Origin of the sequence: Hydrogenophaga sp. 2FB, from assembly GCF_005503365.1 — a bacterium.
Taxonomy (GTDB): domain Bacteria; phylum Pseudomonadota; class Gammaproteobacteria; order Burkholderiales; family Burkholderiaceae_C; genus Hydrogenophaga.
On the sequence record NZ_SCML01000054.1, the window covers coordinates 21,191 to 42,213 of the forward strand.

Consider the following 21,023-nt stretch of genomic DNA (forward strand, 5'->3'; position numbering starts at 1 on the left):
ATGTTGTCCCGACTCCTCTCCAACGACCTCCCGCGCAGCCGCTGGCTCGTCGCGCTGCTGATCGTGCTGTTCCTCGGTCTGGCCTTCGCGCCATTCCTGTTCCCGGGCGTGAAGGCGCTCAACGTGGCGGCCAAGGTGCTGATCTTCGTGGCGCTGGTGGCCAGCTTCGACCTGCTGCTGGGTTACACCGGCATCGTGAGTTTTGCGCACACCATGTTCTTCGGCATCGGCGCGTACGGCGTGGCGATTGCGCTCAACGCGGCCGAGACCCCGTCGTGGGGCGCGATCGTGCTCGGCGTGCTCGGCGCGCTGGTGATCTCGCTGGTGCTCTCGCTGCTGATCGGCCTGTTCTCGCTGCGGGTAAAGGCGATCTTCTTCGCCATGATCACGCTGGCGGTGGCCTCGGCGTTTCTCACGCTGGCGTCGCAGCTGTCGGACTTCACCGGCGGCGAGGACGGCCTGACCTTCCGCGTGCCCGAGCTGCTCTCGCCCGGCTTCACGTTGACCGAGGAACCGCTGGTGACCCCGCTGGGCGAGGTGGACCTGAACGGCCGCTTGATCACCTACTACCTGATCTTCCTCGCCGTCACCGCGATCTTCCTCACCATCCTGCGCATCGTGAATTCGCCCTTCGGCCGCGTGCTGCAGGCGATCCGCGAGAACGACTTCCGCGCCGAAGCCTTGGGCTACCGCACGGTGGTCTACCGCACGCTGTCCAACGTGCTGTCGGCCTCGTTTGCCACGCTCGCGGGCTGCCTGCTCGCGCTCTGGCTGCGCTACAACGGGCCGGACACTTCACTGTCGTTCGAGATCATGCTGGACATCCTGCTCATCGTCGTCATTGGCGGCATGGGCACCTTGTACGGCGCGTTTATCGGCAGCGTGTTGTTCGTGATCGCGCAGAGCTACCTGCAAGACCTGCTGCGCCTGGCCGGCAACGCCACCGAAGGCCTGCCACTGCTGCCCGCGCTGCTCACGCCCGACCGTTGGCTGCTCTGGCTTGGCGTGCTGTTCGTGCTCTCGGTCTACTACTTCCCGACCGGCATCGTCGGCAAACTCAGAGAACGCGCCGCGCACGCCCGCAGAAGGGGGCAGCCATGAACACCGCCGCCGTCGTCGTCACACCGCGCTCGCGCTACCTCACCTGCGAAGGCCGCGAAATCCACTTCATGGACTGGGAGCCCGAGACGCCGGGTGGCCCGGTGGTGATCGCCTGGCACGGGCTGGCGCGCACCGGGCGCGACATGGACCCGCTGGCCGCGCACCTGTGCGCGCAGGGCTGGCGCGTGGTCTGCCCCGACACCATTGGGCGCGGCCTTTCACAGTGGAGCCCGAATCCCGAGGCCGAGTACTGCCTGGACTTTTACGCGTGCATCGCCACCGCGCTGGTGGACCAGCTCGCACTCAAGCGTTTCCACTGGGTCGGCACCTCCATGGGCGGCGCGATCGGCATGGTGTGCGCCGCGGGGCCGCTGCACGGCCGCATCGAACGGCTGGTGCTCAATGACATCGGTCCCCAATTGGCCGAGCCGGCGGTGCAGCGCATCCGCAGCTACGCGGGAAAGCCCGAGGCGTTTAACACGGTGAGCGAACTCGAGCAGTACTTCCGCACCGTCTACAAACCGTATGGCTTCCTGAGCGACGCGCAATGGCGCCTGCTCACCGAAAGCTCCACGCGCCGCCTGCCCGACGGGCGCGTGACGCCGCATTACGACCCGGCCATGGTGCAGCAGTTCACCCACCACCCGAACGACTACGACCTCTGGCCCACCTACGACCGCATCGACGTGCCGGTGCTGTGCCTGCGCGGCGCGGACTCCGACCTGCTGCTGGCCGACACGGCCGAAGCCATGCGCGACCGCGGGCCGCGTGCCTTGGTCGTGACCATCGCCGGGTATGGGCATGCACCTGCGCTGAACGTGCCCGAGCAGTTCGATCTGGTGCAGCGGTTCCTCGCGGGGGCGTGATCGGCTCGTGCCGCGCGGCACGCCCATCCGTGCGGAACGCTGTGAAAGAGGGCGTTACTGAACCTGAGTCCAGCAGGCCGTGCTCCCGTTCACTTGCGCTCTGACAGCAGCTCGATGAGGCCATCCCGCAGCGCGGCCAGCAACACGCTGTAGGACGCCATCGCATTCGCGCCTCGTCATCGGTCTGCTGGACTACGATGGCGGCACATCCGCTTTCGCAGCGAACCCTTGAGGCGCCATGCTCCGTTTTGCCCATCGCATCCGGCACGCCGCACTGCACACGCCCGGCTTGCGCGTGATCCTGCTGGCCATCCGCAACTACATCCGGCACCAAAGCGCCAACCAGGCCGGCAGCCTGGCGTTCTCGTCGGTGCTGGCGATGTTTCCGCTGTTGATTCTGCTGTCTGCATCCGCCGGCTACTTCGGCAAACCGGGCGATGCGGCGGCGCTGGTCGAGCGTGTGGTGGGCTATGCGCCGCAGGTGGTGCGCGACGTCATGCAACCGGTGATCGAGCAGGTGCTGGCGCAGCGCAACCAGGCTTTGCTGGCTGTGGGTGTGGTGGTGACGCTGTGGACCGCGTCATCGGGCATGCAGGCCATTCGCTCGGCGTTGAACCGTGCCTACGGCATCGAGCATGGCCTGGCGTTCTGGAAGGCCCGCATCAAGGTCACGCTTTTCACGGTCGTCGTGGGTTCGGGCGTGCTGCTCGCCTTCAGTTCGGTGGTGGTCATGCCGTATGTGTGGCTGCTGCTGGCGGAGAACCTCGGTGCAGGGCAGGAGACGCTGTGGCTGCGCAACAGCGTGCGTTACGGTTCGGCCTTCCTCGTGCTCGTCGCGTTGTATGCCTTGATGTACGGCTGGCTGCCCGACATCCGCCAACGCCTTTACACCGTGTTGCCGGGTGCGGTTGTGGGCGCCGCGCTCTGGGTGGGCGCTGCCGCCAGCCTGGCCTACACCTTGCGCACCGCCGGCAAGCTGGCCTTGTTGTACGGCAGCTTCGCGGGCGTGGTCGCCACGCTGGTGTTTCTGTACATCAGCGCCACCACCTTGATTTTCGGCGCCGAGATCAACGGGGTGTTGCGGGAGGATGCGCGCGCCGGGTCGGAGTCGCAGCCTTAGCGGATCCGTCTGCCCAACGCCCCGGGGCCCCTTTGCAGCAAGAAATGCTGCCATCATCAAAAAATTTTGATAACACCTGCGCCAGTCGCGCTGCTCAAGGTTGGCCCGACAAGCCTTCTCGCTTCGTAGGCCATCCCTGCAAGTGCCGCTCCGCCAGATCGGCGAGCGCGCGAATCCACTCGGGAGAGTCGTTCACGCAGGCGATGTACCGAAACGCTTGCCCACCCGCGTGCAGAAACGCTTCACGCGCTTCCATGTTGATCTCCTCCAGCGTTTCCAGGCAGTCGCTGGTGAACCCAGGGCACACCACGTCCACGCTCTTCAAACCCTTGCGCGCCAGCACCACCAGCGTGGGCTCGGTGTAGGGCTCCAGCCATTTCGCTTTGCCAAAGCGCGACTGGAAGGTGAGGGTGTAGCGGTCTTGTGACAGCCCGAGTTGTTCGGCCAGCAGTCGTGCCGTGGTCTCGCATTCCCTTTGATACGGATCACCCAGGCGCACCGTGCGTTCGGGAATGCCGTGGAAACTCATCACCAGGTGGTCGCTCTGGCCATTGGCCATCCAGTGCGCGCGGACGCGTTTGGCCAGCGCCTGGATGTAGCCCGGGTCGTCGTGGTAACGGTTCACGAAGCGCAGCTCGGGCACATGGCGCAGCGGCGCGGCCCATTGCATCACGGCGTCGATCACGCTGGCGGTGGTGGTGCCGCTGTACTGCGGGTAGGCCGGCAGCACCAGCATGCGCGTGACGCCTTCGGCCTTGAGTTCGTCGAGCACCGACGCGATCGACGGGTTGCCGTAGCGCATGGCATAGCGCACCGTCACCTGGTGGCCGCGCTCGCCGAGGTAGCCGCGCAGCAGCGTGGCCTGTTTCTCGGTCCACACCTTGAGCGGCGAGCCCTCGGGCATCCAGACGCTGGCGTATTTCGCCGCGGACTTGGCCGGCCGCGTGCGCAGGATGATGCCGTGCAGGATCGGCCACCACACCAGCTTCGGAATTTCCACCACGCGCGGGTCGCTCAGAAACTCGGCGAGGTAGCGGCGCAGGGCGGGGGCGGTGGGTTCGTCGGGCGTGCCGAGATTGCAATAGACGATGGCCGTGCGGGCCGGCTGGTCATGGGGAATCGGCGGTTCGGGGCGAAAGGGCATGCGCTATTCTCCCGCAGTCATGAACACCACCCTTGCCACCGCACTGGACGCGGGCCGCGTGCGCGCCATCACCATCGATCTGGACGACACCTTGTGGCCGATCTGGCCCATCATCGCGCGCGCGGAGGCGGTGCTGGGCGCGTGGTTGCGGGAGCATGCGCCGGCGACCGCCGCGCAGTGGGGCGATCCGGCCAAGCTGCGCGAGGTGCGCAACCAGATGCACGTCTTGCGGCCCGACCTGGCACACGACCTGAGCGCGCTGCGCCGCGAGTCGATCCGTCTGATGTTGACCCAGTCCGGTGACGACCCGGCGCTGGCCGAATCCGCGTTCGACATCTTCTTTGCCGAACGCCAGCGCGTCGAGCTGTTTGAAGATGCCTTGCCCGCGCTCGAATGGCTGGCGGCGCGCTACCCGGTGGTGGCGCTCTCCAATGGCAATGCCAACGTGCACACGGTGGGTCTGGGCGCGCATTTCCGCGCCGCGTTGAGCGCGTATGAGTTTGGCGTGGGCAAGCCCGACGCGCGCATCTTCCACGCGGCGGCCAGTGCGGCCGGCGTGAGCGCGGTCGAGGTGCTGCACATCGGTGACGATGCGGCACTCGACGTGGTGGGCGCGCTGGGCGCGGGCATGCAGGTGGCCTGGCTCAACCGGGAAGGCCATGCCTGGGAGCACGCGCCACTGCAACCGCACACCACCGTGAGCGACCTGATGGCCGTGTGCCGGCAACTGGGCTGACCGCACATGGGTCTCACCATCTACGGCGTGGCCGCCTCGCGCGCGGTGCGCCCACTGTGGGCTGCCACCGAACTGGGCATTGACTTCCACCACGTACCCTTGCCTTACCAGGGCGGCGCGACGCGCACGCCCGGGTTCCTGGCGATCAACCCCAATGGCCACGTTCCGGTGGTGGTGGACGCGCGGTCCGAGGGCGACGTGGTGGTGTGGGAGAGCATGGCCTGCGCGCTGTACATCGCGCGTCACCACGGCGGGGCCGATGGCGCAAGCATCACCCCGGCCACGCCGCGCGAAGACGCCGAGGCGCTGCGCTGGAGCATCTGGGCCGTCACCGAAACCGAGGCCGACGCGCTCACCCTGCTGATGCACCGCATGGTGATGCCCGAAGCGCGGCGCAAACCCGAGCTGGCCGACGCCGCCGAGCGCCGCCTGGCCGTGCCGTTTCGCGTGATCGAGCAGCACTTGCAGCGCCAGCAGGCGCTGGGTCAGACCTTTCTGGCCGCGGCGCGCTTCACCGTGGCCGACGTCTGCGTGGCCAGTGTGCTGAATTGGACGCGGGCTTCACGCACGCTCATGCATGCGCACCCGCTCACGCACGACTGGATCCGCCGCTGCGTGGGCCGGCCCGCGCACCACGCGGTGAAGGCCATATAAGGTTCACCAACCCCAGAGCAACTGCTTGGCGATCCAGCCGCCCGGGCCCTCGTTGCGCTCCACGCGCACCCAGTCGGCGCGCTTCTCGCGGGTGCGCAACACCTCGCCGTACGCCACCTTGCCCACGATGCGGTGCTGCGCGCCCGGGCCGCTGCGCACATTGGCCACCTTGGCCTTGACGACATGGTGCGCCGCGTTGCCGGTGAGCGAGCGCGCCACCCAACCGGTGTCGCCTTCGAAGTCGCGCACCTTCAGCCAACTGCCTTTGCGCTGCGTCACCTGCAGTGGATAGCCGCGTTTCAACTCCCACAACACGGTGGTGCTGGTGCCCGGGCCGTCGCGCATGTTGAGCGTGCTGCCCTTGACGCTGACCATGGTCTGTGCGTTGGCCAGGCTGGTGGTGAGGGCCAGGGCGCACAGGCCGGCGGCGGCGATGAAGGTTCGTGCGGGGTGGGTGCAGTTCATCTGCGGAGCTTCCTTTCCTTGGGTTGCAACAAAACAAGTCCAGAGGTGTGAACGTGTTGCGCGCCAGAGGTTCCGCCGATCTGCGCTGGCCTCGCGATGAAGCGTTGTCAGCCCGTGGCGCCCACGGCCTGTCGTGCCGCGCTGAGCCCGCTGCGCACCGCGCCTTCGAGCGTGGCCGGGTAGGGGCCCTGCACATAGTCGCCCGCGGCCCACAGACCGGGGGCAATGTGCTGCACCGGACGCACCACGCCGGGTGTGCAGGCGAAGGTGGCGCGTTTTTCCACCACGGTCTGCACCGGCTGCAGCGTGTCCAGGCCGAGCTGCCGCGCCGCTTGCTGCAGCACGCGCGCCTGCAGGTCTTCGCGGTCGTCGCTGCTGGCGCTGACCACGAAGGCGAGCAGGCCTTGCGCGGCCGGGTCCTGTGGCTGGAGCTGGCCGCGGTCGAACACGAACTGCGCGGGTGCGGCCTGCGCGTCGGGCTCGGACCGCAGGGCCAGCATGGGCAAGGGCAGTTGCGCGTTCGGCGCCCAGGCGTAGACGGTGGTGAGGGCCGTGAAGGGCAGGGCGCGGGTGCCGTGCGCCCAGGCGGTGAGCGTGTGCGCGGTGGTTTCGTCGCAGTCGTCGGCGGCCTGGCCGATGGCCTTTTCAGCGGGGCTGGCGGCGGTGGCCCAGATCACGCCGTCGAAGGCTTCTTCGCCGTCTTCGTGGCCGAGCATCCACTGCGTGCCCAGCGGCCTCAAGGTGCCCACGCGCGTGCCCAGGCGCACGCGCGATGCGGCGGTGTGGGTGTGCAGCCACGATGCGGCCGCGTCCGGGAACAGCCGCGAGAGATCGGTGCGCGGCAGCAGCAGGCTGGCGGGGCTGAAGCCCGCGAAGCCCTTTCCGAAGAGCGAATCGCGCAGCACGCGCAGGAACACGGCGGCGCTGGCGGTCTCCACCGGCGTGTTCAGCGCGGACACGCACAGTGGTTCGATCAGTTCCTGGTTCACGCGCGGCGGCAAGTCTGCGCAGAGTTCGGCCACGGAGAGTTCGGGGGCGCAGACGAAGCCGGCGCGCTGCCAGCGCAAGGAGGCACGCACCAGCGCCAGCCGGTCGCGCCAGCGCCAGCCGCGCGCGGTGGCGATGGCCGCCAGGGCGTCCAGCGGCGCGGGCCAGCGCGTGGCCCAGGCGGGTGTTTGCAAGCCCGAGCCGTCGGCATGGGGCAGCGCCAGCGGCAGGCTCATCAGGGCCTGTGACAGGTCCACGCCCACGCGCTGCATCAGCGCGAGCGAGTCGGCGTAGGCGCCGATCAGGATGTGTTGCCCGTTGTCCAGCGTCAGCGGCGTGCCGTCGGGCAAGGACGCATTCAGCGCGCGCGCGCGGCCGCCCAACGTGCGCGCGGCTTCGAACACCGTCACGTCCGCACCGCGCGAGGCCGCCTCCACCGCGGCGGCCATGCCGGCCCAGCCTGCGCCGACGATGGCGAGCTTGAGGGAGGATGGCCGCGAGGCCACCCTCAAAGTCTCCCCAACGCCTGCACGCGCCAGGCCAGCCAGAACTTGCGCAGCGGGGTGAGGCTCACGCGCTGCGTCAGCACCAGCAGCGGATCGGCCGCGATTTCCTTGAGCAGGGTGCGGTAGATGCTGGCCATCATCAAGCCGGGCTTTTGCGCCCGGCGATCGGCTTCGGGCAGCAGGCCCAGCGCGTCCTGGTAGGTCTGCAGGGCGCGCGAGCATTGAAATTGCATGAGCGCGCTGAAGCGGCGCTGGAAATCGGCGGTGTCGCTGCCAGGGGCCGCGCCGCGCTGCAGCAGTTCGTGCGCCTTGACGTTGAAGCTCTGCAGTTCGTTGACCGGCAGGTAGATGCGGCCGCGCGCCGCGTCTTCGCCCACGTCGCGAATGATGTTGGTGAGCTGAAAGGCCAGGCCGAGGCGGTGGGCGTATTCGGTGGTGGCCAACTGGGTCTGGCCGAAGATGCGCGCGGCCACCTCCCCCACCACGCCGGCCACCAGGTGGCAGTAGCGCTGCAGGTTGGCGAAATCAAGGTAGCGGTTCTGCTCCAGGTCCATCTGGCAGCCGTCGATGACGGCCGTGAGGTGGCGGGATTCGATCTCGTAGGTCCTGGCCAGCGGCATCAGCGCGCGCATCACCGGGTGGGTGGGCTCGCCGGCATACGACTGCGCCACCTCGCGCCGCCACCAGGCCAGCTTGGTCTGCGCCACGCCCGGGTCGCTGACTTCGTCGACCACGTCGTCGACTTCGCGGCAGAACGCATAGAAGGCCGTGATGGCCGCGCGGCGCTCGGCCGGCAGGAACAGGAAGGCGTAGTAGAAGCTGCTGCCGGAGGCGGCAGCCTTTTGCTGGACGTAGTCTTGTGGGCTCATGCGTGGGCGTTTTCCGGGTGCCAAGTGTACGCACCAGTCCAGGGGGTGGCTGCGGGGGGAGCCCGCTCCCGCGCCACCCCACCGAGAACTCAGTGCGCGTGCCCGTGGTGATCGTGCCCGTCCCCCGTGCCCAGCTCGCCGCGCGCCTGGCGCAGCACCTGCCAGCCGCCGTGCAGCGCAAGCGCGGCCATCAGGCTGGCGACGATCAGGTCGGGCCAGGCTGAACCGGTGCCCAACACACCCAGGGCGGCCAGCATCACGGCGACGTTGCCGATGGCGTCGTTGCGCGAGCACAGCCACACGCTGCACATGTTGGCGTCGCCCTCGCGAAAGGCGTAGAGCATGCCGGCCACCGCCACGTTGGACACCAGGGCCAGCACGCCGATCACGCCCATGGTGGTGGCGTCGGGCACGGCACCGTTCCAGACCGCCCACAGCGCGCTGCCCAGGACGTACAGGCCAAAACCCATCATGCTCACGGCCTTGAGAATGGCCGCGCGGGCGCGCCACGCCAGCGCCGAGGCCAGCACGGCGAGCGAGACCGCGTAGTTCAGCGCGTCACCCGCGAAGTCGATCGCATCGGCCAGCAGGGCCAGCGAACCGGCGCGCCAGCCGGCCACGATCTCCACCAGGAACATCGCGGCGTTGACCAGCAGCGCGATCCAGAGAATGCGGCGGTAGCGCCCGAGGTGGGCGATCTGTTCGGGTTGGGGGGTATCGTGGTTGCTGCAGTGGGCGGACATGGGGTTTTCCTTTCGATACGGGTATTGAAAACCCTGAAGCGGCTACAGTGTCAACACCACCCGCGTTGCCGGGTTCCGTCAGGAGAAAGCCATGCAGATCAAGGAACTGTCCCGCGCCACCGGCGTGGACGTGGAAACCATCCGCTACTACGAAAAGGAAGGGCTGCTGCCCGAACCGGCGCGGCTGGACAACGGCTACCGCAACTACGCGCAGCCGCACCTGGAGCGGCTGTCCTTCATTCGCCATTGCCGCGCGCTCGACATGCCCTTGTCGGACGTGAAGCGCCTGCTCGGCTTCGTGGACGACCCCGATGGCCACAGCCTGAACGTGGACCAGCTGGTGGACGAGCAGCTCAGCCGGGTGCGCGCCCGCCTCAAGAGCATGCGGGCGCTGGAGAAACAATTGCTGCAATTGCGTTCACGCTGCGATGGTGATCACCGTGGCGGTGCGTCCTGCGGGATCCTGGACGAGCTGGTGTCGGCCGCGCACGGCGAAGCCTGCGCATGCCACCCCGGTCACTGACCGTTTTTTCTATCGGACTCCCTTCATGGACGCGCTTCGCATCACCGTTCTCTTTGCCCTCACCGCGCTGGCCGAAATCGTGGGTTGTTACCTGACCTGGCTGGTGTGCAAGCAGGGCAAGGCGTGGGTGTGGCTGTTCCCCGCCGCGCTGGCACTGGGCCTGTTTGCCTGGCTGCTCACGCTGCACCCGAGCGCCGCCGGCCGCACCTACGCCGCCTACGGCGGCATGTACATCGCGGTGGCGCTGGTGTGGCTGCGGGTGGTGGACGGCGTGGCCCTCACCCGCTGGGACGTGGCGGGAGCGGTAATTGCCCTGGCGGGGATGGCAGTGATCGCGCTACAGCCTCAGACCGCCTAGGTGTGAAGAATCAAGAGGTTTCTTCGTGATTTCTTGATTCGAGACATGGGGGGGCTGGCAGCCGATGCTGTGATGCTTGAAAGGCCGGCGCGGCGCAATGCGCGACTGGCTGTGGCCTCGAAAACACCGAGGTAGGTCGCGATACGGGATTGCGTAAACAGCTTTCGACGCAACTCAACGATGGCCAATGTGCTTCACACCTAGGGCATGAGGTGCGATGCAGGCGCGCTTGCGCAATTCGATCTCCGTCTCGATGAGGCATTCAATCCGTGGTGGAATGCCTTGCGTGCCGGCCAGCACTTTGAGGGCTGCACCGGTTTGATGAAGTTCTCGATCACCCAACTTGCGGCAATCGAAGGTCAAAGCTTTTTCCAGCATCTTGAGGACAACCGCTCGCAATGCCTCTTCGGTTTTGAGAGCATCGAAGCTTGGCGCAAGCCCCAAGGCATCCGCATGCGCATGCACCTCACTCAGGCAGTGGGCCGCGCGGATCACATCTGCCGCGAGTGCCTTGAGGTCTTGAGACTTCCTTGAGGCAGGCCGGGAGATCAGCGTGTCGGCGGCTTTCTGGAGGAGGTTCTCCAGGCGCTGTGGGCGCTGCTTCACTTCGTCGGACAGCAGTTTGGTCACCGCCGCGTGATCTCTGCCGGCAACGAATGGCTTTGCCTTTTGCAGTTTCAGCAACTCGTCGCTGGGAACGCATTTCAGAACATCGGCGAGTCGACGTTCTCCCGACAGCAGATTCAAAGCCGTTTTGATCACCTCGCAGTGCATGGTGTCGTCGCTGTGGCGGCTTCCCAGGCGCTTGAGGAGCCGGTCGGCGATGCCCTTCATCGAATCGAACTGATGGAGGACGGAGCCGGGCTGGGCGGTTTCGCTGGCCAACTCAGTGACGCATTTTTCAAGCGCAGGTTGTATTTCCCGCGCAGCGAGTTCGACCTTCGTTGTGTTGCGAAGGGCTTCCAGTCGGGCGCGACATGTGGATATGTTCTTCAATACGCTTACGTCGATGCTGTCGATCAACCTGATGTGTTCCCAGAGTTGTTCCGAGGCCATGGCGTTGACCGGTGTAGCCGGTTGCTTCACGAGTTCGGCGTTCACAAGTGACAAGCAGCGCTTGTAGGTCACGAACGGGTCGGCGTTCCGGGGCGCGGTCTTGTCCGTGAGCAGCAGGACAGCATCCCTTAGCGCTACCAGTGCGTTGCGGTCGTAGCCGGTCAACGACATTCCATTGGTCACAAAAGCCGAAACCTGGAGCCGCGCCAGTCGGGGGGCGAGCACCGACTTGAATGGTTTCAGCTGCGCCTTGAGTGAGTCGGTACAGTGCGGATTCCGCAGGCAATCGTCAATGCCCTTGGACAGGCTTTGGACAGCGTCGTTGCTCATGTCTTGCATGGAGGGGCGCATTCGTGAGCCGACCATTTCATCGAACCTGGCGCCACTGCGAACGGTCATGATTTGCACGCTCACGCACAATGCTTCCATGGCTTGTTGATTCATTTCCAAAGCTGGGCCATTGGGGATGCGGCTAAAAACTTGGACTACTTGGAGGTAGTTCATGTATTCCTACGAAGATCGGATTCGAGCCGTTGAGCTCTACATCAAGCTTGGCAAGCGCCTCAGGGCCACCATCCGCCAGTTGGGCTATCCGACCAAGAACTCCCTCATTGGCTGGTACCGGGAGTACGAGCGGAGCCAGAACCTGCGAGTCGGGTATTCGCGATCAGGACAGAAGTATTCCGATCAGCAGAAGGATGCGGCGGTGAAGCACTACCTTGATCACGATCGGTGCATTGCCTCGACCATGCGTGCATTGGGATATCCCGGTCGGGAGTTACTGACCGAGTGGATTGACGAGCTGCACCCCGAAGTTCGCCACCGAATGGTGGGTCGGGCACCGAACACCCTGCACTCCGACGCGCTGAAAAGTGCAGCGGTGATTGAGCTTTGCACCCGAAAGACCAGCGCACAAGAAATCGCCCAGAAGCTGGCGGTGTGTCGGCCTACGCTGTACAACTGGAAAAACCAGTTGCTCGGCCGCGAGGTACCCGCATCCATGAAACGACAAAACAATTCACCGCCCGTTCCTGATGCAGCCGAACTGCAGCGCCAAGTCGAGTCGCTTCAACAGAGCATTCACCGTCTTCAGCTCGAACATGACATCTTGAAGAAGGCCAATGAACTGCTAAAAAACGTCCATCCTGGCGTTGCCCCGTCCCAATGGCAAGAAACACTGGAATGCCTACACTGAGCTGGCTGGACCGTGGCCGTCATCTTTTTGGAGGCACTTGTCCCCGTCAAAAAACGTGGCCCTTGGGGAACATGCGGACCCAACTGTGGTGGCGCCTCGTGCGACCCCGATTAGGAAATTGATTTAACCCGCTCCCCTGTCCAGCGCATTGCCTACAGGAGGTTGTCATGTCCAAAAGTGGTAAATCGATCGGCCTGCCGATCGTCAACGCACGAGCTGCCGGCATCGATATCGGCTCACGTATTCAAGTCGCGGCTGTACCGCCGGAGCTGAGCGACGATCCGGTGCAAACGTTTCAGAGTTTCACCGCCGATATCGAACGGATGGCCAATTGGCTGGTCTCGGTCGGCATCACGACCGTGGCGATGGAATCCACGGGCGTGTACTGGATTCCGGTCTATGAGATTCTGGAGGATCACGGGCTGACGGTCGTTCTGGCCAACGCGCGAGACTGCAAGGCCGTGCCAGGCCGTAAGAGCGACGTCAACGATGCCCAGTGGATTCAGCGCCTGCATGCCTGCGGATTGCTGCGCGCCAGCTTCCATCCGGCGCGAGACATTGCAGCACTGCGTGCCTACATGCGAATTCGGGATCGGCACCTGGAATACGCGGCCGCCCACCTGCAGCATATGCAGAAGGCGCTGACGCTGATGAACCTCCAACTGCATCATGTCCTTAGCGACATCAGTGGCGTGACCGGTGTGAAGATCATCCGTGCGATCGTGTCCGGGGAAAGAGACCCCGACGTTCTCGCCTCCATGCGCGACGTTCGCTGCCATGAAAGTATCCAAACCATACGTGCAGCGCTGGTCGGTAACTATCAGCCCGAGCACGTATTCGCACTGTCACAGGCCATGGCGCTGTTCGATGTGTACCAGGCTCGCATCACCGACTGCGACAAGCAGATTGAGAACTCGTTGCAGCTGCTGAACGCTGATCGTCCAGTGCCGGAAGCGCTGCTGCTGGCGCCACGCACGAAGACAAAACAGGCCAACGCGCCAAAGTTCGACGTGCGGTCGATGCTGTACCAGCTCACTGGCACCGACCTGACCTTAATTCATGGCATCGGGCCCAGCATCGCGCTATCGTTGGTCGCCGAGTGCGGAACGGACCTGAGCAAATGGCCCACCGAGAAGCACTTCACATCGTGGCTGTGCTTGTCGCCGGGCTGCAAGATCAGCGGCGGCAAAGTGCTCTCCGCCCATACCCGCAAAAGTTCCAGTCGCTTGGCATCGCAATTGCGCTTGGTGGCAGTGAATGTCGGGCGCACAGAGACGGCTCTCGGCGCATTCTATCGACGCCTGGCAGCTCGCATCGGCAAAGCCAAAGCGGTGACGGCTACGGCTCGCAAGATCGCCATCCTCTTCTACCGCACGATGCGCTTCGGCATGCAATATGTAGACCCTGGTGTCGACCAATACGAGCAGCGGTATCGCGAACGCGTGGTCAAGCAACTTCAACGGCGCGCCGCCCACTTTGGCTTCTCCCTGCAGCCGACCGAGGTTGGTGTTTCTTAGGAAAGGCCTGGGCGTCAACCCTCAGCTCCTGAGCAATCGGGAGAAGACTCTGCTGGTTGACGCCCTGAAGCCCATCTACTCGCTCACAGAGCTACTCGGCGAACTTGGCCTGGCTCGCAGTTCCTACTTCTACCACTGCGCCCGCCAGCAAAGGCCTGACAAGTACGCTGACGCCCGCGTTGCCGCTGCCGATGTGTTTCAGAGCAACCACCGCAGCTATGGTTACCGTCGCATGCGTGCGGCGCTGGGCAGACGCCAGTTGCACCTGTCTGAAAAAGTCGTGCAGCGCCTGATGAAGCAGGAGGGCTTGAGTGTTCCCGCGCGCAAAAAGCGTCGATACGGGTCCTACCTCGGAGAGATCAGCCCAGCGCCAGACAACCTCCTCAACCGTGACTTCCAAGCGGCGACACCAAATGAGAAGTGGCTCACCGACATTACGGAGTTCCAGATCCCGGCGGGAAAGGTTTACCTCTCGCCTGTGATCGACTGCTTCGACGGCATGGTGGTGAGCTGGACGCTTGGTACCCGACCGGACTCCGAGTTGGTGAACACGATGCTCGATGCGGCCATTGACACGGTGCAATCGTGCGACAGCAAGCCGATCATTCACTCCGACCGTGGTGCCCATTACCGCTGGCCGGGCTGGCTTGATCGGATGCACAGTGCGAACCTGACACGGTCGATGTCGCGCAAGGGGTGCTCACCGGACAACGCGGCCTGCGAAGGTTTCTTTGGGCGCCTGAAGAATGAGATGTTCTACCCGCGGGATTGGAAGTCGACCACCATCGAGGTGTTCATCCGAGCGGTGCACGAGTACATCCTCTGGTACAACGAAAAACGGATCAAGATGTCGTTGGGTTCCCTCAGCCCCATCGAGTACCGCGAAAGTCTGGGCTTAGTCAACTGAAACCAGTCCAAGAATTGCGCTGCACCCCCACTGGCTCAGTTGTGCTGATGAATCAACAGCCGTTCGCGCTGGAGCCCCTGCTTGGTCAGTTGCAGCAGGCCTACAGCGGCGTGGCGGCCAAGAAGAAGTTGCGCTTCGCCGTGTGCCCGACATCCGCCGTGGCCTACAGCGATCCAGCGCTGTTGCAACGCATCCTGTCGAACCTGATTTCGAACGCATTGCGCTACACCGAAGCCGGTGGCGTCGTGGTGACGTGCCGCCAGCGCGGTGATGCGTTGAGGCTGGAGGTTTGGGACACGGGACCAGGCATTCCGCGGGAGTACCAGGACGCCATTTTTCGCGAGTTTTACCGCATTGATCGGACCGATGCCCGCGGCGGAGTGGGGCTGGGCTTGGCAATCGTCCGGAGTTGTTCGGAACTGCTGGGCTACGGTGTGCGGCTGTCGTCCGATCCTGGTCGCGGCTCGCGGTTTTATCTCGATGTGCCGCGCGGAACGCTGCCCGCCTCACCACCCGGCGGCGTTGAGTCTTTATTCGGGGATGCCATCTCCGACGAACCCGTGAGCGACCAGTTTCAGGGGCTTCGGGTGGTGCTGGTGGACGATGACTTGGTCGTTCTTGAACGCACATGCCGCTTGCTGGAACGCTGGGGCTGCGTCGTGACGGCGGCCTCCTCGGGGCCGCAAGCCGAAGCGCTGGTCGCGCGTCTGACGGAGCCGCCCGATCTGGTGTTGACGGATTTGCGTCTCGACGCGGGCGAAGCAGGAACCGATCTCATTGCCCGCTTGCGCGCGCGTTTGCGACCCAATCTGCCCGCGATCGTCCTCACCGGAGACAGCTCGCTCAACACGGCGCGAGAAGTTCGGCGCGCGGGGCTCACGCTGTTGTACAAGCCTGTTCCGCCTGCCAAGCTTCGGGCGGTGATGAGAAAATTGTTGGAGGCCTGAACGGGTTGGCCAAAAAAAACGGGAGCCACTGGCTCCCGTTTTTTTGTTCTCTGTGTTGACGGCGATTACAGCGTGTCAATGAAGCTGCGCAGCTTGTCCGAGCGGCTCGGGTGCTTGAGCTTGCGCACGGCCTTGCTTTCGATCTGGCGGATGCGTTCGCGCGTCACGTCGAACTGCTTGCCCACTTCTTCCAGCGTGTGGTCGGTGGACATTTCGATGCCGAAACGCATGCGCAGCACCTTGGCTTCGCGCGGCGTGAGGCTGTCGAGGATTTCCTTGACCACTTCGCGCAGGCCGGCCTGCATCGCAGCCTCGATGGGCGCGGTATTGGCCTGGTCTTCAATGAAATCGCCCAGGTGCGAATCGTCGTCGTCGCCGATGGGGGTTTCCATCGAGATCGGCTCTTTCGCGATCTTCATGATCTTGCGGATCTTGTCCTCGGGCATCTCCATCTTCTCGGCCAGGATGGATGCGTCGGGCTCGAAACCAAACTCTTGCAAGTGTTGGCGGCTGATGCGGTTCATCTTGTTGATGGTCTCGATCATGTGCACCGGGATTCGGATGGTGCGCGCCTGGTCGGCGATCGAGCGGGTGATGGCCTGCCGGATCCACCACGTGGCGTACGTGGAGAACTTGTAGCCGCGGCGGTATTCGAACTTGTCCACCGCCTTCATCAGGCCGATGTTGCCTTCCTGGATCAGGTCGAGGAACTGCAGGCCACGGTTGGTGTATTTCTTGGCGATCGAGATCACGAGGCGCAGGTTGGCCTCGATCATTTCCTTCTTCGCATCACGCGAGGTGGACTCACCCTGGTTCATCCGCTTGTGGATGTCCTTCAAGTGCGCCAGCGGAACGACCACGCTGCTCTGGATGTTGATCAGGCCTTGCTGCAGTTCCTGCACGGGTGGGATGTTGCGTTCCATCACCACGCTCCAGGGCTTGCCGGCAGCGGCCTGCTTTTCAACCCACTTGAGGTTGAGCAGGTTGGCCGGGAAGTCGGCGATGAACTTGTCCTGCGGCATGCCGCATTTGTCCACGATGATGCGGCGCAGTTCGCGCTCTTTCTTGCGCACGTCATCGACCTGGCTGCGCATGGTGCCGCAGAGCTTCTCGATTGCCTTGGCGGTGAAGCGGATCGACATCAGCGTTTCGGTGATCGCGACCTGCGTCTTGAGGTAGGAGGGGGTGCCGTAGCCTTCCTTGTCGTAGGTCTTGTGCAGCTTCTCGAACAGCTCGCGCATGGTGTCGAAGCGGGTCAGCGATTCGCGCTTGAGTTCTTCGAGCTTGCGGGTGAGCGCCTTCGAGCCGCCCTTGCCGTCGTCGTCGTCCGCTTCATCGTAGTCGTCGAAGTCCTCTTCGGCCACGTAGTCGTCGGCCGCGTCGGCGTCGGCAAAGCCGTCGACCACGGTGGAGATGACGACCTTGCCTTCGCGGATGTCCTCGGCCATCACCAGAATTTCGGCGATGGTGGCCGGGCTCTCGCTGATGGCAGCCATCATGTCGTTCAAACCGCCTTCGATGCGCTTGGCGATTTCGATTTCGCCTTCACGCGTGAGCAGTTCCACCGTGCCCATTTCGCGCATGTACATGCGCACGGGGTCGGTGGTGCGGCCGAATTCGCTGTCCACGGTGGACAGGGCGGCTTCGGCTTCTTCCTCGGCTTCTTCTTCGGTTGCAGCGGTCGGGCCGGTGTTGTTCAGCAGCAGGGTCTCGGCATCGGGCGTTTGCTCGTAGACGGCCACGCCCATGTCGTTGAGCAGGGAGACCACGACTTCCAGCGTTTCCGCTTCAACCAGCTTGTCGGGCAAGTGGTCGTTGATTTCGCCGTGCGTGAGGTAGCCGCGCGTCTTGCCCAGCTTGATCAGGGTCTTGAGGCGTTCGCGGCGGTTGCGCGCTTCTTCTTCGGACAGAACGGTTTCGTCCAGGCCGAATTCCTTCATCAGCGCGCGCTCTTTCGCCTTGCTGATCTTCATGCGCAGAGGCTTGACCTTTTCGGTCGTCTGCGCGGTGGTGTCGACCGCTTCCGCTTCGGTCTCGCCCGCCAGGTCGTCTTCGATGTCGCTCAGGTCGGTGTCGTCCAGATCGCCGTCACCCTTGCCTTTGGCCTTGCTGTCGGCCTTGGGTTTGCGGCCTCGCTTGGCAGCGGGCTTGGCTGGAGTGGCGGCCTTCTTTTTGCCGTCGAGCGTCTCGTCTTCGGCCTTGGCGGCGGTTTTCTTGGCGGGGGTCTTTGTGGTCACAGCAGGGGCTTTCTTCGGGGGCAAAGCCGGGGCGGCGGCACGGGCGCTGGCCTTCGGGGCGGTTTTGGTGCTGGACACGACGGGCGTACTGGATTTCTTCGCGGGCATGAGGACCTCAAAAAAACGTCGAACTGGAACCGGCAGAACACACAAAAACCGCCTGAAGGCCGCGCGACGCGGTCCACCCCGGTGATTTTGTTGGGCACAACGCCTGCCTTTCGCCGGAAAGGGCAGGCCTGCAAGCTGTGGGGGCGAACATTTGGAGTGCAGTCCTTGCGGGGTTCCGTCGGGCCGGGAGGAGGCGCCGAGGTGGCCAGGAAGAGTGTTCCATCTAGCCCTGTACAGGGGCGAGGCCGGTGCCGGAGGTGCTGCTGTCGCGCTTGCGGTGCAAAACCTTGGATTATACCGCCGGCATGAAGTTCACGCTGTGCTGCTGGCGATCAAGGCCTGCAGCTGGTCGCGCACGCGCTTGTACTCGTCCATGGCGGCTGTGTCCCCCAGGGCCACGCGCTGGGCAAGCTGGCGGGCCTGCGCCTCCAGGCCGTCGCGGCGCAGGCGGTGCATGATGTCGGCCAACTCGGAGAGTTCGGTGTCGGGTTCGTCGCCCATGATGACCTGTTCCACCTGGCCGCACACGAAGGATTCGTGTTCGTGGCCGCGCAAGGCTTCGCGCATCGCGGCCCAGGGCTGGTGGCCGTGTTCGTGCAACTGGGCTTCCAGCCAGCTGAACACCGGGCCGTGCGGTGCGTCCAGGTGGGCCAGCAGGGCGTGGTCGTCCGCGGAGAGGGTGTCCCAGGCCGAGGCGTTGGTGAGCAGAAGGCCCACGGCCCGGTCGGCGCGGCTGCCGCCGACGTGGCGTGTGCCGAGCATGCGCGGTGGCGGTGGCGGGCCTTTGCGCCACTTGCCGCCGTAGCTTTTGCCGCCGCTGTAGGTGTTGCTGGTGCGGTAGGTGTTGCCCGAAGGGGCGTAGTTGTCGGCGGGAGGGCCACTGTCGTGGCCGTGCTCGTGCGATGGCTGGGCCGGTGCGTGCGCTGGCGCGCGTGTCGCCCTCGAGCCACCGGTGGCTTGTTGCCAGAGTTGCAGCAGGTCCTGGCTGCCAATGCCTATGCCGGTGGAGAGTTCGCCGATGAGCTGGCGTTTGAGCGCGCCATCGGGCAGGGCGCTCCAGAGTGGTCGGGCCTGGCTGGCCATGCGCGCGCGGCCTTCGGCGGTGGACAGATCACAGTCGGCGCTGGCGGATTCGAGCAGAAACCGTGACAGCGGCACGGCTTCTTTCACGCACTGGGCGAAGGCTGCCTCGCCGTTGGCGCGGATGAAGCTGTCGGGGTCGTGCTCGGCGGGCAGGAACAGGAACTTGACGCTGCGGGTGTCCGTGGCCAGGGGCAGCGCGGCGTCGAGCGCCTTGCGCGCCGCGCGCCGGCCGGCGCCGTCGCCGTCGAAGCTGAATACCACCGAATCGGTGAAGCGAAAGAGTTTCTGCACGTGGTCGGGCGTGCAGGCGGTGCCCAGGGTGGCGACGGCGTTGGCGAAGCCGAGCTGCGCCAGCGCGACGACGTCCATGTAGCCCTCGGTGACGAGTGCATAGCCGGCAACGCGGATCGCGGTGCGGCCCTCGAACAGACCATAGAGTTCGCGGCCTTTGCTGAAGACGGGCGTCTCGGGCGAGTTGAGGTACTTGGGCTCGCCCTTGTCGAGCACGCGTCCGCCAAAGCCGATGCACTCGCCCTTGACGTTGCGGATCGGGAACATGATGCGGTCGCGAAAACGGTCGTAGCGCTTGGCTTGGCCATCCGCGCCTTTTTCGTCCTCGTGCTCGATGACCATGCCGGACTCGACCAGCAGCGGCTCCTGGTAGTCGGGAAATACGCCGGCCAAGGCGCGCCAGCCCTCGGGGGCGTAGCCCATGCCGAAGGTCTTGGCGATCTGGCCGGAGAGGCCGCGGCCCTTGAGGTAGTCGATGGCGCGCGGTGCAACCTTGAGTTGTTTCGCGTACGCCTGCGCCGCCTTCTCCAGCACGTCGGTGAGGGTTGCCTGCTTCTGGCGCTGCTGGGCGGCGCGCTCGCGGTCTTGCGGCGAGGCTTCGTCTTCCGGTATCTGCATGCCCGCTTGCTGGGCGAGGTCTTTGATGGCCTCGATGAAGCTCATGCCAGCGTGCTCCATCAGGAAGCCGATGGCGTTGCCGTTGGCCCCGCAGCCGAAGCAGTGGTAGAACTGTTTGGTCGGGCTGACGCTGAAAGAGGGTGATTTTTCGCCGTGGAAGGGGCACAGGCCCATCAGATTGGCGCCACCCTTCTTGAGTTGCACGTAGCGGCCCACCACGTCGACCACGTCGACACGGTTAAGCAGTTCCTGAATGAAAGTCTGGGGGATGGCCATGGGGAGGGCGCAAGCTTAACGCCGCGAAGGGGCGGCGCGCGGGCCGCCCGCACCAAGTCCCCTCGCCCGGCTCAATCCCCGGCGACGATGCCCTCGCGGCGCGGGTCGGCGCCGCCCAGCCACACGCGTTGACCACGCTGCACGCCGCGCTGGATGGCCTGCAGGCCGCTGGTCATTTCCGGCTCTTCCACGGTGTGGCCCCTGCCGCGCAAGGCCTGCACCGTGGGAGCGGGGAAGCGGCCTTTTTCCAGCAGCACCGGCCCGCCAGTGGTGCCGAAGTTGGGCAGGTTGATCGCGGCCTGGGGCGACAGGCCCCACTGCTGTGTGCCATGCAGCGTCTTGGCGGTGAAGTGGATGATGAGGGCGCCACCCGGGCTGCCCGCGCTCATCAGCACCTCGCCATTGGCCTTGTCGAACACCAGGGTGGGTGACATCGAGGAGCGTGGCCGCTTGCCCGGCTCGACGCGGTTGGCGATCGGGCGGCCTTGAGCGTCGCTGGGTGCGAAGCTGAAGTCGGTGAGTTCGTTGTTGAGCAGGAAGCCGCCTGGACGCTTCGGATCCGTCGTGACCATGAGGCGGGATCCAAACGCGGCTTCGATGGTCGTGGTCATGGCCAGCGCGTTGCCAAAGGCGTCGACGATGCTGATGTGGCTGGTGCCGTACTCGGGTTGATCGGGCATCGGCGCCAAGGCCGCCTGAACGCCGGCGGGCTGGCC

At 64.9% G+C, this 21,023-nt stretch carries 18 protein-coding genes and 2 pseudogenes; 11 read left to right on the forward strand and 9 right to left on the reverse strand.

What is annotated here, in order from left to right; translation table 11 throughout:
- From FFS09_RS24505 to FFS09_RS24515, 3 genes are all read left to right on the forward strand, one after another.
- Entirely contained in the window at positions 1–1,101 is a 1,101-nt protein-coding gene (locus FFS09_RS24505) for a branched-chain amino acid ABC transporter permease (RefSeq protein WP_137921560.1), read from the forward strand.
- Positions 1,098–1,967: an alpha/beta fold hydrolase gene (locus FFS09_RS24510; protein WP_137921561.1), complete on the forward strand. Its 870-nt coding sequence runs from the start codon at positions 1,098–1,100 to the stop codon at positions 1,965–1,967. The genes FFS09_RS24505 and FFS09_RS24510 overlap by 4 nt, the downstream gene beginning before the upstream one ends.
- Before the next feature lie 238 nt (positions 1,968–2,205).
- A complete protein-coding gene (locus FFS09_RS24515; RefSeq protein ID WP_137921562.1) occupies positions 2,206–3,087 on the forward strand; it encodes a YihY/virulence factor BrkB family protein in 882 nt (293 codons plus the stop codon).
- Between the two features lie 94 nt (positions 3,088–3,181).
- Here the strand turns inward: FFS09_RS24515 and hemH are convergent, their stop codons facing one another.
- A complete protein-coding gene (hemH, locus tag FFS09_RS24520; RefSeq protein WP_137921563.1) occupies positions 3,182–4,231 on the reverse strand; it encodes a ferrochelatase in 1,050 nt (349 codons plus the stop codon).
- A 19-nt stretch (positions 4,232–4,250) separates the two neighbouring features.
- Between hemH and FFS09_RS24525 the strand changes: the two genes are divergently transcribed.
- On the forward strand, positions 4,251–4,967 hold the full coding sequence (locus FFS09_RS24525) for an HAD family hydrolase (protein ID WP_252374502.1): 717 nt from the start codon (positions 4,251–4,253) through the stop codon (positions 4,965–4,967).
- A 6-nt stretch (positions 4,968–4,973) separates the two neighbouring features.
- Complete coding sequence (locus tag FFS09_RS24530) at positions 4,974–5,621, forward strand: glutathione S-transferase family protein (RefSeq protein ID WP_137921565.1); 648 nt, start codon at positions 4,974–4,976, stop codon at positions 5,619–5,621.
- A 3-nt stretch (positions 5,622–5,624) separates the two neighbouring features.
- Here the strand turns inward: FFS09_RS24530 and FFS09_RS24535 are convergent, their stop codons facing one another.
- The 4 genes from FFS09_RS24535 to FFS09_RS24550 all read right to left on the reverse strand — a co-directional run bounded on the left by FFS09_RS24535 (position 5,625) and on the right by FFS09_RS24550 (position 9,191).
- A complete protein-coding gene (locus FFS09_RS24535) occupies positions 5,625–6,086 on the reverse strand; it encodes an SH3 domain-containing protein (protein ID WP_137921566.1) in 462 nt (153 codons plus the stop codon).
- Positions 6,087–6,193: 107 nt separating this feature from the next.
- Positions 6,194–7,579, reverse strand: coding sequence for a hydroxysqualene dehydroxylase HpnE (gene hpnE / locus FFS09_RS24540; protein WP_289509316.1), 1,386 nt, complete (start codon positions 7,577–7,579; stop codon positions 6,194–6,196).
- A 2-nt stretch (positions 7,580–7,581) separates the two neighbouring features.
- On the reverse strand, positions 7,582–8,448 hold the full coding sequence (gene hpnD, locus FFS09_RS31260; protein WP_137921568.1) for a presqualene diphosphate synthase HpnD: 867 nt from the start codon (positions 8,446–8,448) through the stop codon (positions 7,582–7,584).
- An 89-nt stretch (positions 8,449–8,537) separates the two neighbouring features.
- Entirely contained in the window at positions 8,538–9,191 is a 654-nt protein-coding gene (locus FFS09_RS24550; RefSeq protein WP_137921569.1) for a cation efflux transmembrane domain-containing protein, read from the reverse strand.
- Between the two features lie 91 nt (positions 9,192–9,282).
- On the opposite strand from FFS09_RS24550, the gene FFS09_RS24555 reads away from it, so the two are divergent.
- Together FFS09_RS24555 and FFS09_RS24560 are read left to right on the forward strand one after the other, a co-directional pair.
- Positions 9,283–9,714: a Cd(II)/Pb(II)-responsive transcriptional regulator gene (locus FFS09_RS24555; protein WP_137921570.1), complete on the forward strand. Its 432-nt coding sequence runs from the start codon at positions 9,283–9,285 to the stop codon at positions 9,712–9,714.
- A 25-nt stretch (positions 9,715–9,739) separates the two neighbouring features.
- Positions 9,740–10,072: a YnfA family protein gene (locus FFS09_RS24560; protein ID WP_137921571.1), complete on the forward strand. Its 333-nt coding sequence runs from the start codon at positions 9,740–9,742 to the stop codon at positions 10,070–10,072.
- Positions 10,073–10,246: 174 nt separating this feature from the next.
- Here FFS09_RS24560 and FFS09_RS24570 read toward each other — a convergent pair whose 3' ends face one another.
- Complete coding sequence (locus FFS09_RS24570; protein ID WP_137921572.1) at positions 10,247–11,632, reverse strand: hypothetical protein; 1,386 nt, start codon at positions 11,630–11,632, stop codon at positions 10,247–10,249.
- Between FFS09_RS24570 and FFS09_RS24575 the strand changes: the two are divergent.
- From FFS09_RS24575 to FFS09_RS24590, 4 genes and pseudogenes are all read left to right on the forward strand, one after another.
- Positions 11,631–12,263: pseudogene (locus FFS09_RS24575) on the forward strand (transposase); the annotation flags it as partial. The gene FFS09_RS24570 and the pseudogene FFS09_RS24575 sit on opposite strands and share 2 nt — an antisense overlap.
- Before the next feature lie 227 nt (positions 12,264–12,490).
- On the forward strand, positions 12,491–13,840 hold the full coding sequence (locus tag FFS09_RS24580) for an IS110 family RNA-guided transposase (protein WP_137921573.1): 1,350 nt from the start codon (positions 12,491–12,493) through the stop codon (positions 13,838–13,840).
- Positions 13,836–14,747, forward strand: a pseudogene (locus FFS09_RS24585) (IS3 family transposase); the annotation flags it as partial. The gene FFS09_RS24580 and the pseudogene FFS09_RS24585, both read left to right, overlap by 5 nt.
- Positions 14,748–14,794: 47 nt before the next feature.
- Positions 14,795–15,694 (forward strand): hybrid sensor histidine kinase/response regulator, encoded by a 900-nt coding sequence (locus FFS09_RS24590; RefSeq protein ID WP_171020165.1) that lies wholly within the window; start codon positions 14,795–14,797, stop codon positions 15,692–15,694.
- A 65-nt stretch (positions 15,695–15,759) separates the two neighbouring features.
- Here FFS09_RS24590 and rpoD read toward each other — a convergent pair whose 3' ends face one another.
- The 3 genes from rpoD to FFS09_RS24605 form a co-directional block, all read right to left on the reverse strand.
- Positions 15,760–18,039, reverse strand: coding sequence for an RNA polymerase sigma factor RpoD (rpoD, locus tag FFS09_RS24595; RefSeq protein WP_137921575.1), 2,280 nt, complete (start codon positions 18,037–18,039; stop codon positions 15,760–15,762).
- Positions 18,040–18,351: 312 nt separating this feature from the next.
- Positions 18,352–20,307: a DNA primase gene (gene dnaG / locus FFS09_RS24600; protein ID WP_137921576.1), complete on the reverse strand. Its 1,956-nt coding sequence runs from the start codon at positions 20,305–20,307 to the stop codon at positions 18,352–18,354.
- A gap of 71 nt (positions 20,308–20,378) precedes the next feature.
- Positions 20,379–21,023: gamma-glutamyltransferase (locus FFS09_RS24605; RefSeq protein ID WP_171020166.1), on the reverse strand; the 645-nt coding region annotated here is incomplete at its 5' end.

Excerpts from the sequence above, each read along its gene's own strand:
- FFS09_RS24505 (WP_137921560.1), top strand. The coding sequence starts at position 1 with ATGTTGTCCCGACTCCTCTCCAACGACCTCCCGCGCAGCCGCTGGCTC.
- FFS09_RS24510 (WP_137921561.1), top strand. The coding sequence starts at position 1,098 with ATGAACACCGCCGCCGTCGTCGTCACACCGCGCTCGCGCTACCTCACC.
- FFS09_RS24515 (WP_137921562.1), top strand. The coding sequence starts at position 2,206 with ATGCTCCGTTTTGCCCATCGCATCCGGCACGCCGCACTGCACACGCCC.
- hemH (WP_137921563.1), bottom strand. The coding sequence starts at position 4,231 with ATGCCCTTTCGCCCCGAACCGCCGATTCCCCATGACCAGCCGGCCCGC.
- FFS09_RS24525 (WP_252374502.1), top strand. The coding sequence starts at position 4,251 with ATGAACACCACCCTTGCCACCGCACTGGACGCGGGCCGCGTGCGCGCC.
- FFS09_RS24530 (WP_137921565.1), top strand. The coding sequence starts at position 4,974 with ATGGGTCTCACCATCTACGGCGTGGCCGCCTCGCGCGCGGTGCGCCCA.
- FFS09_RS24535 (WP_137921566.1), bottom strand. The coding sequence starts at position 6,086 with ATGAACTGCACCCACCCCGCACGAACCTTCATCGCCGCCGCCGGCCTG.
- hpnD (WP_137921568.1), bottom strand. The coding sequence starts at position 8,448 with ATGAGCCCACAAGACTACGTCCAGCAAAAGGCTGCCGCCTCCGGCAGC.
- FFS09_RS24550 (WP_137921569.1), bottom strand. The coding sequence starts at position 9,191 with ATGTCCGCCCACTGCAGCAACCACGATACCCCCCAACCCGAACAGATC.
- FFS09_RS24555 (WP_137921570.1), top strand. The coding sequence starts at position 9,283 with ATGCAGATCAAGGAACTGTCCCGCGCCACCGGCGTGGACGTGGAAACC.
- FFS09_RS24560 (WP_137921571.1), top strand. The coding sequence starts at position 9,740 with ATGGACGCGCTTCGCATCACCGTTCTCTTTGCCCTCACCGCGCTGGCC.
- FFS09_RS24570 (WP_137921572.1), bottom strand. The coding sequence starts at position 11,632 with ATGAACTACCTCCAAGTAGTCCAAGTTTTTAGCCGCATCCCCAATGGC.
- FFS09_RS24580 (WP_137921573.1), top strand. The coding sequence starts at position 12,491 with ATGTCCAAAAGTGGTAAATCGATCGGCCTGCCGATCGTCAACGCACGA.
- FFS09_RS24590 (WP_171020165.1), top strand. The coding sequence starts at position 14,795 with ATGAATCAACAGCCGTTCGCGCTGGAGCCCCTGCTTGGTCAGTTGCAG.
- rpoD (WP_137921575.1), bottom strand. The coding sequence starts at position 18,039 with ATGCCCGCGAAGAAATCCAGTACGCCCGTCGTGTCCAGCACCAAAACC.
- dnaG (WP_137921576.1), bottom strand. The coding sequence starts at position 20,307 with ATGGCCATCCCCCAGACTTTCATTCAGGAACTGCTTAACCGTGTCGAC.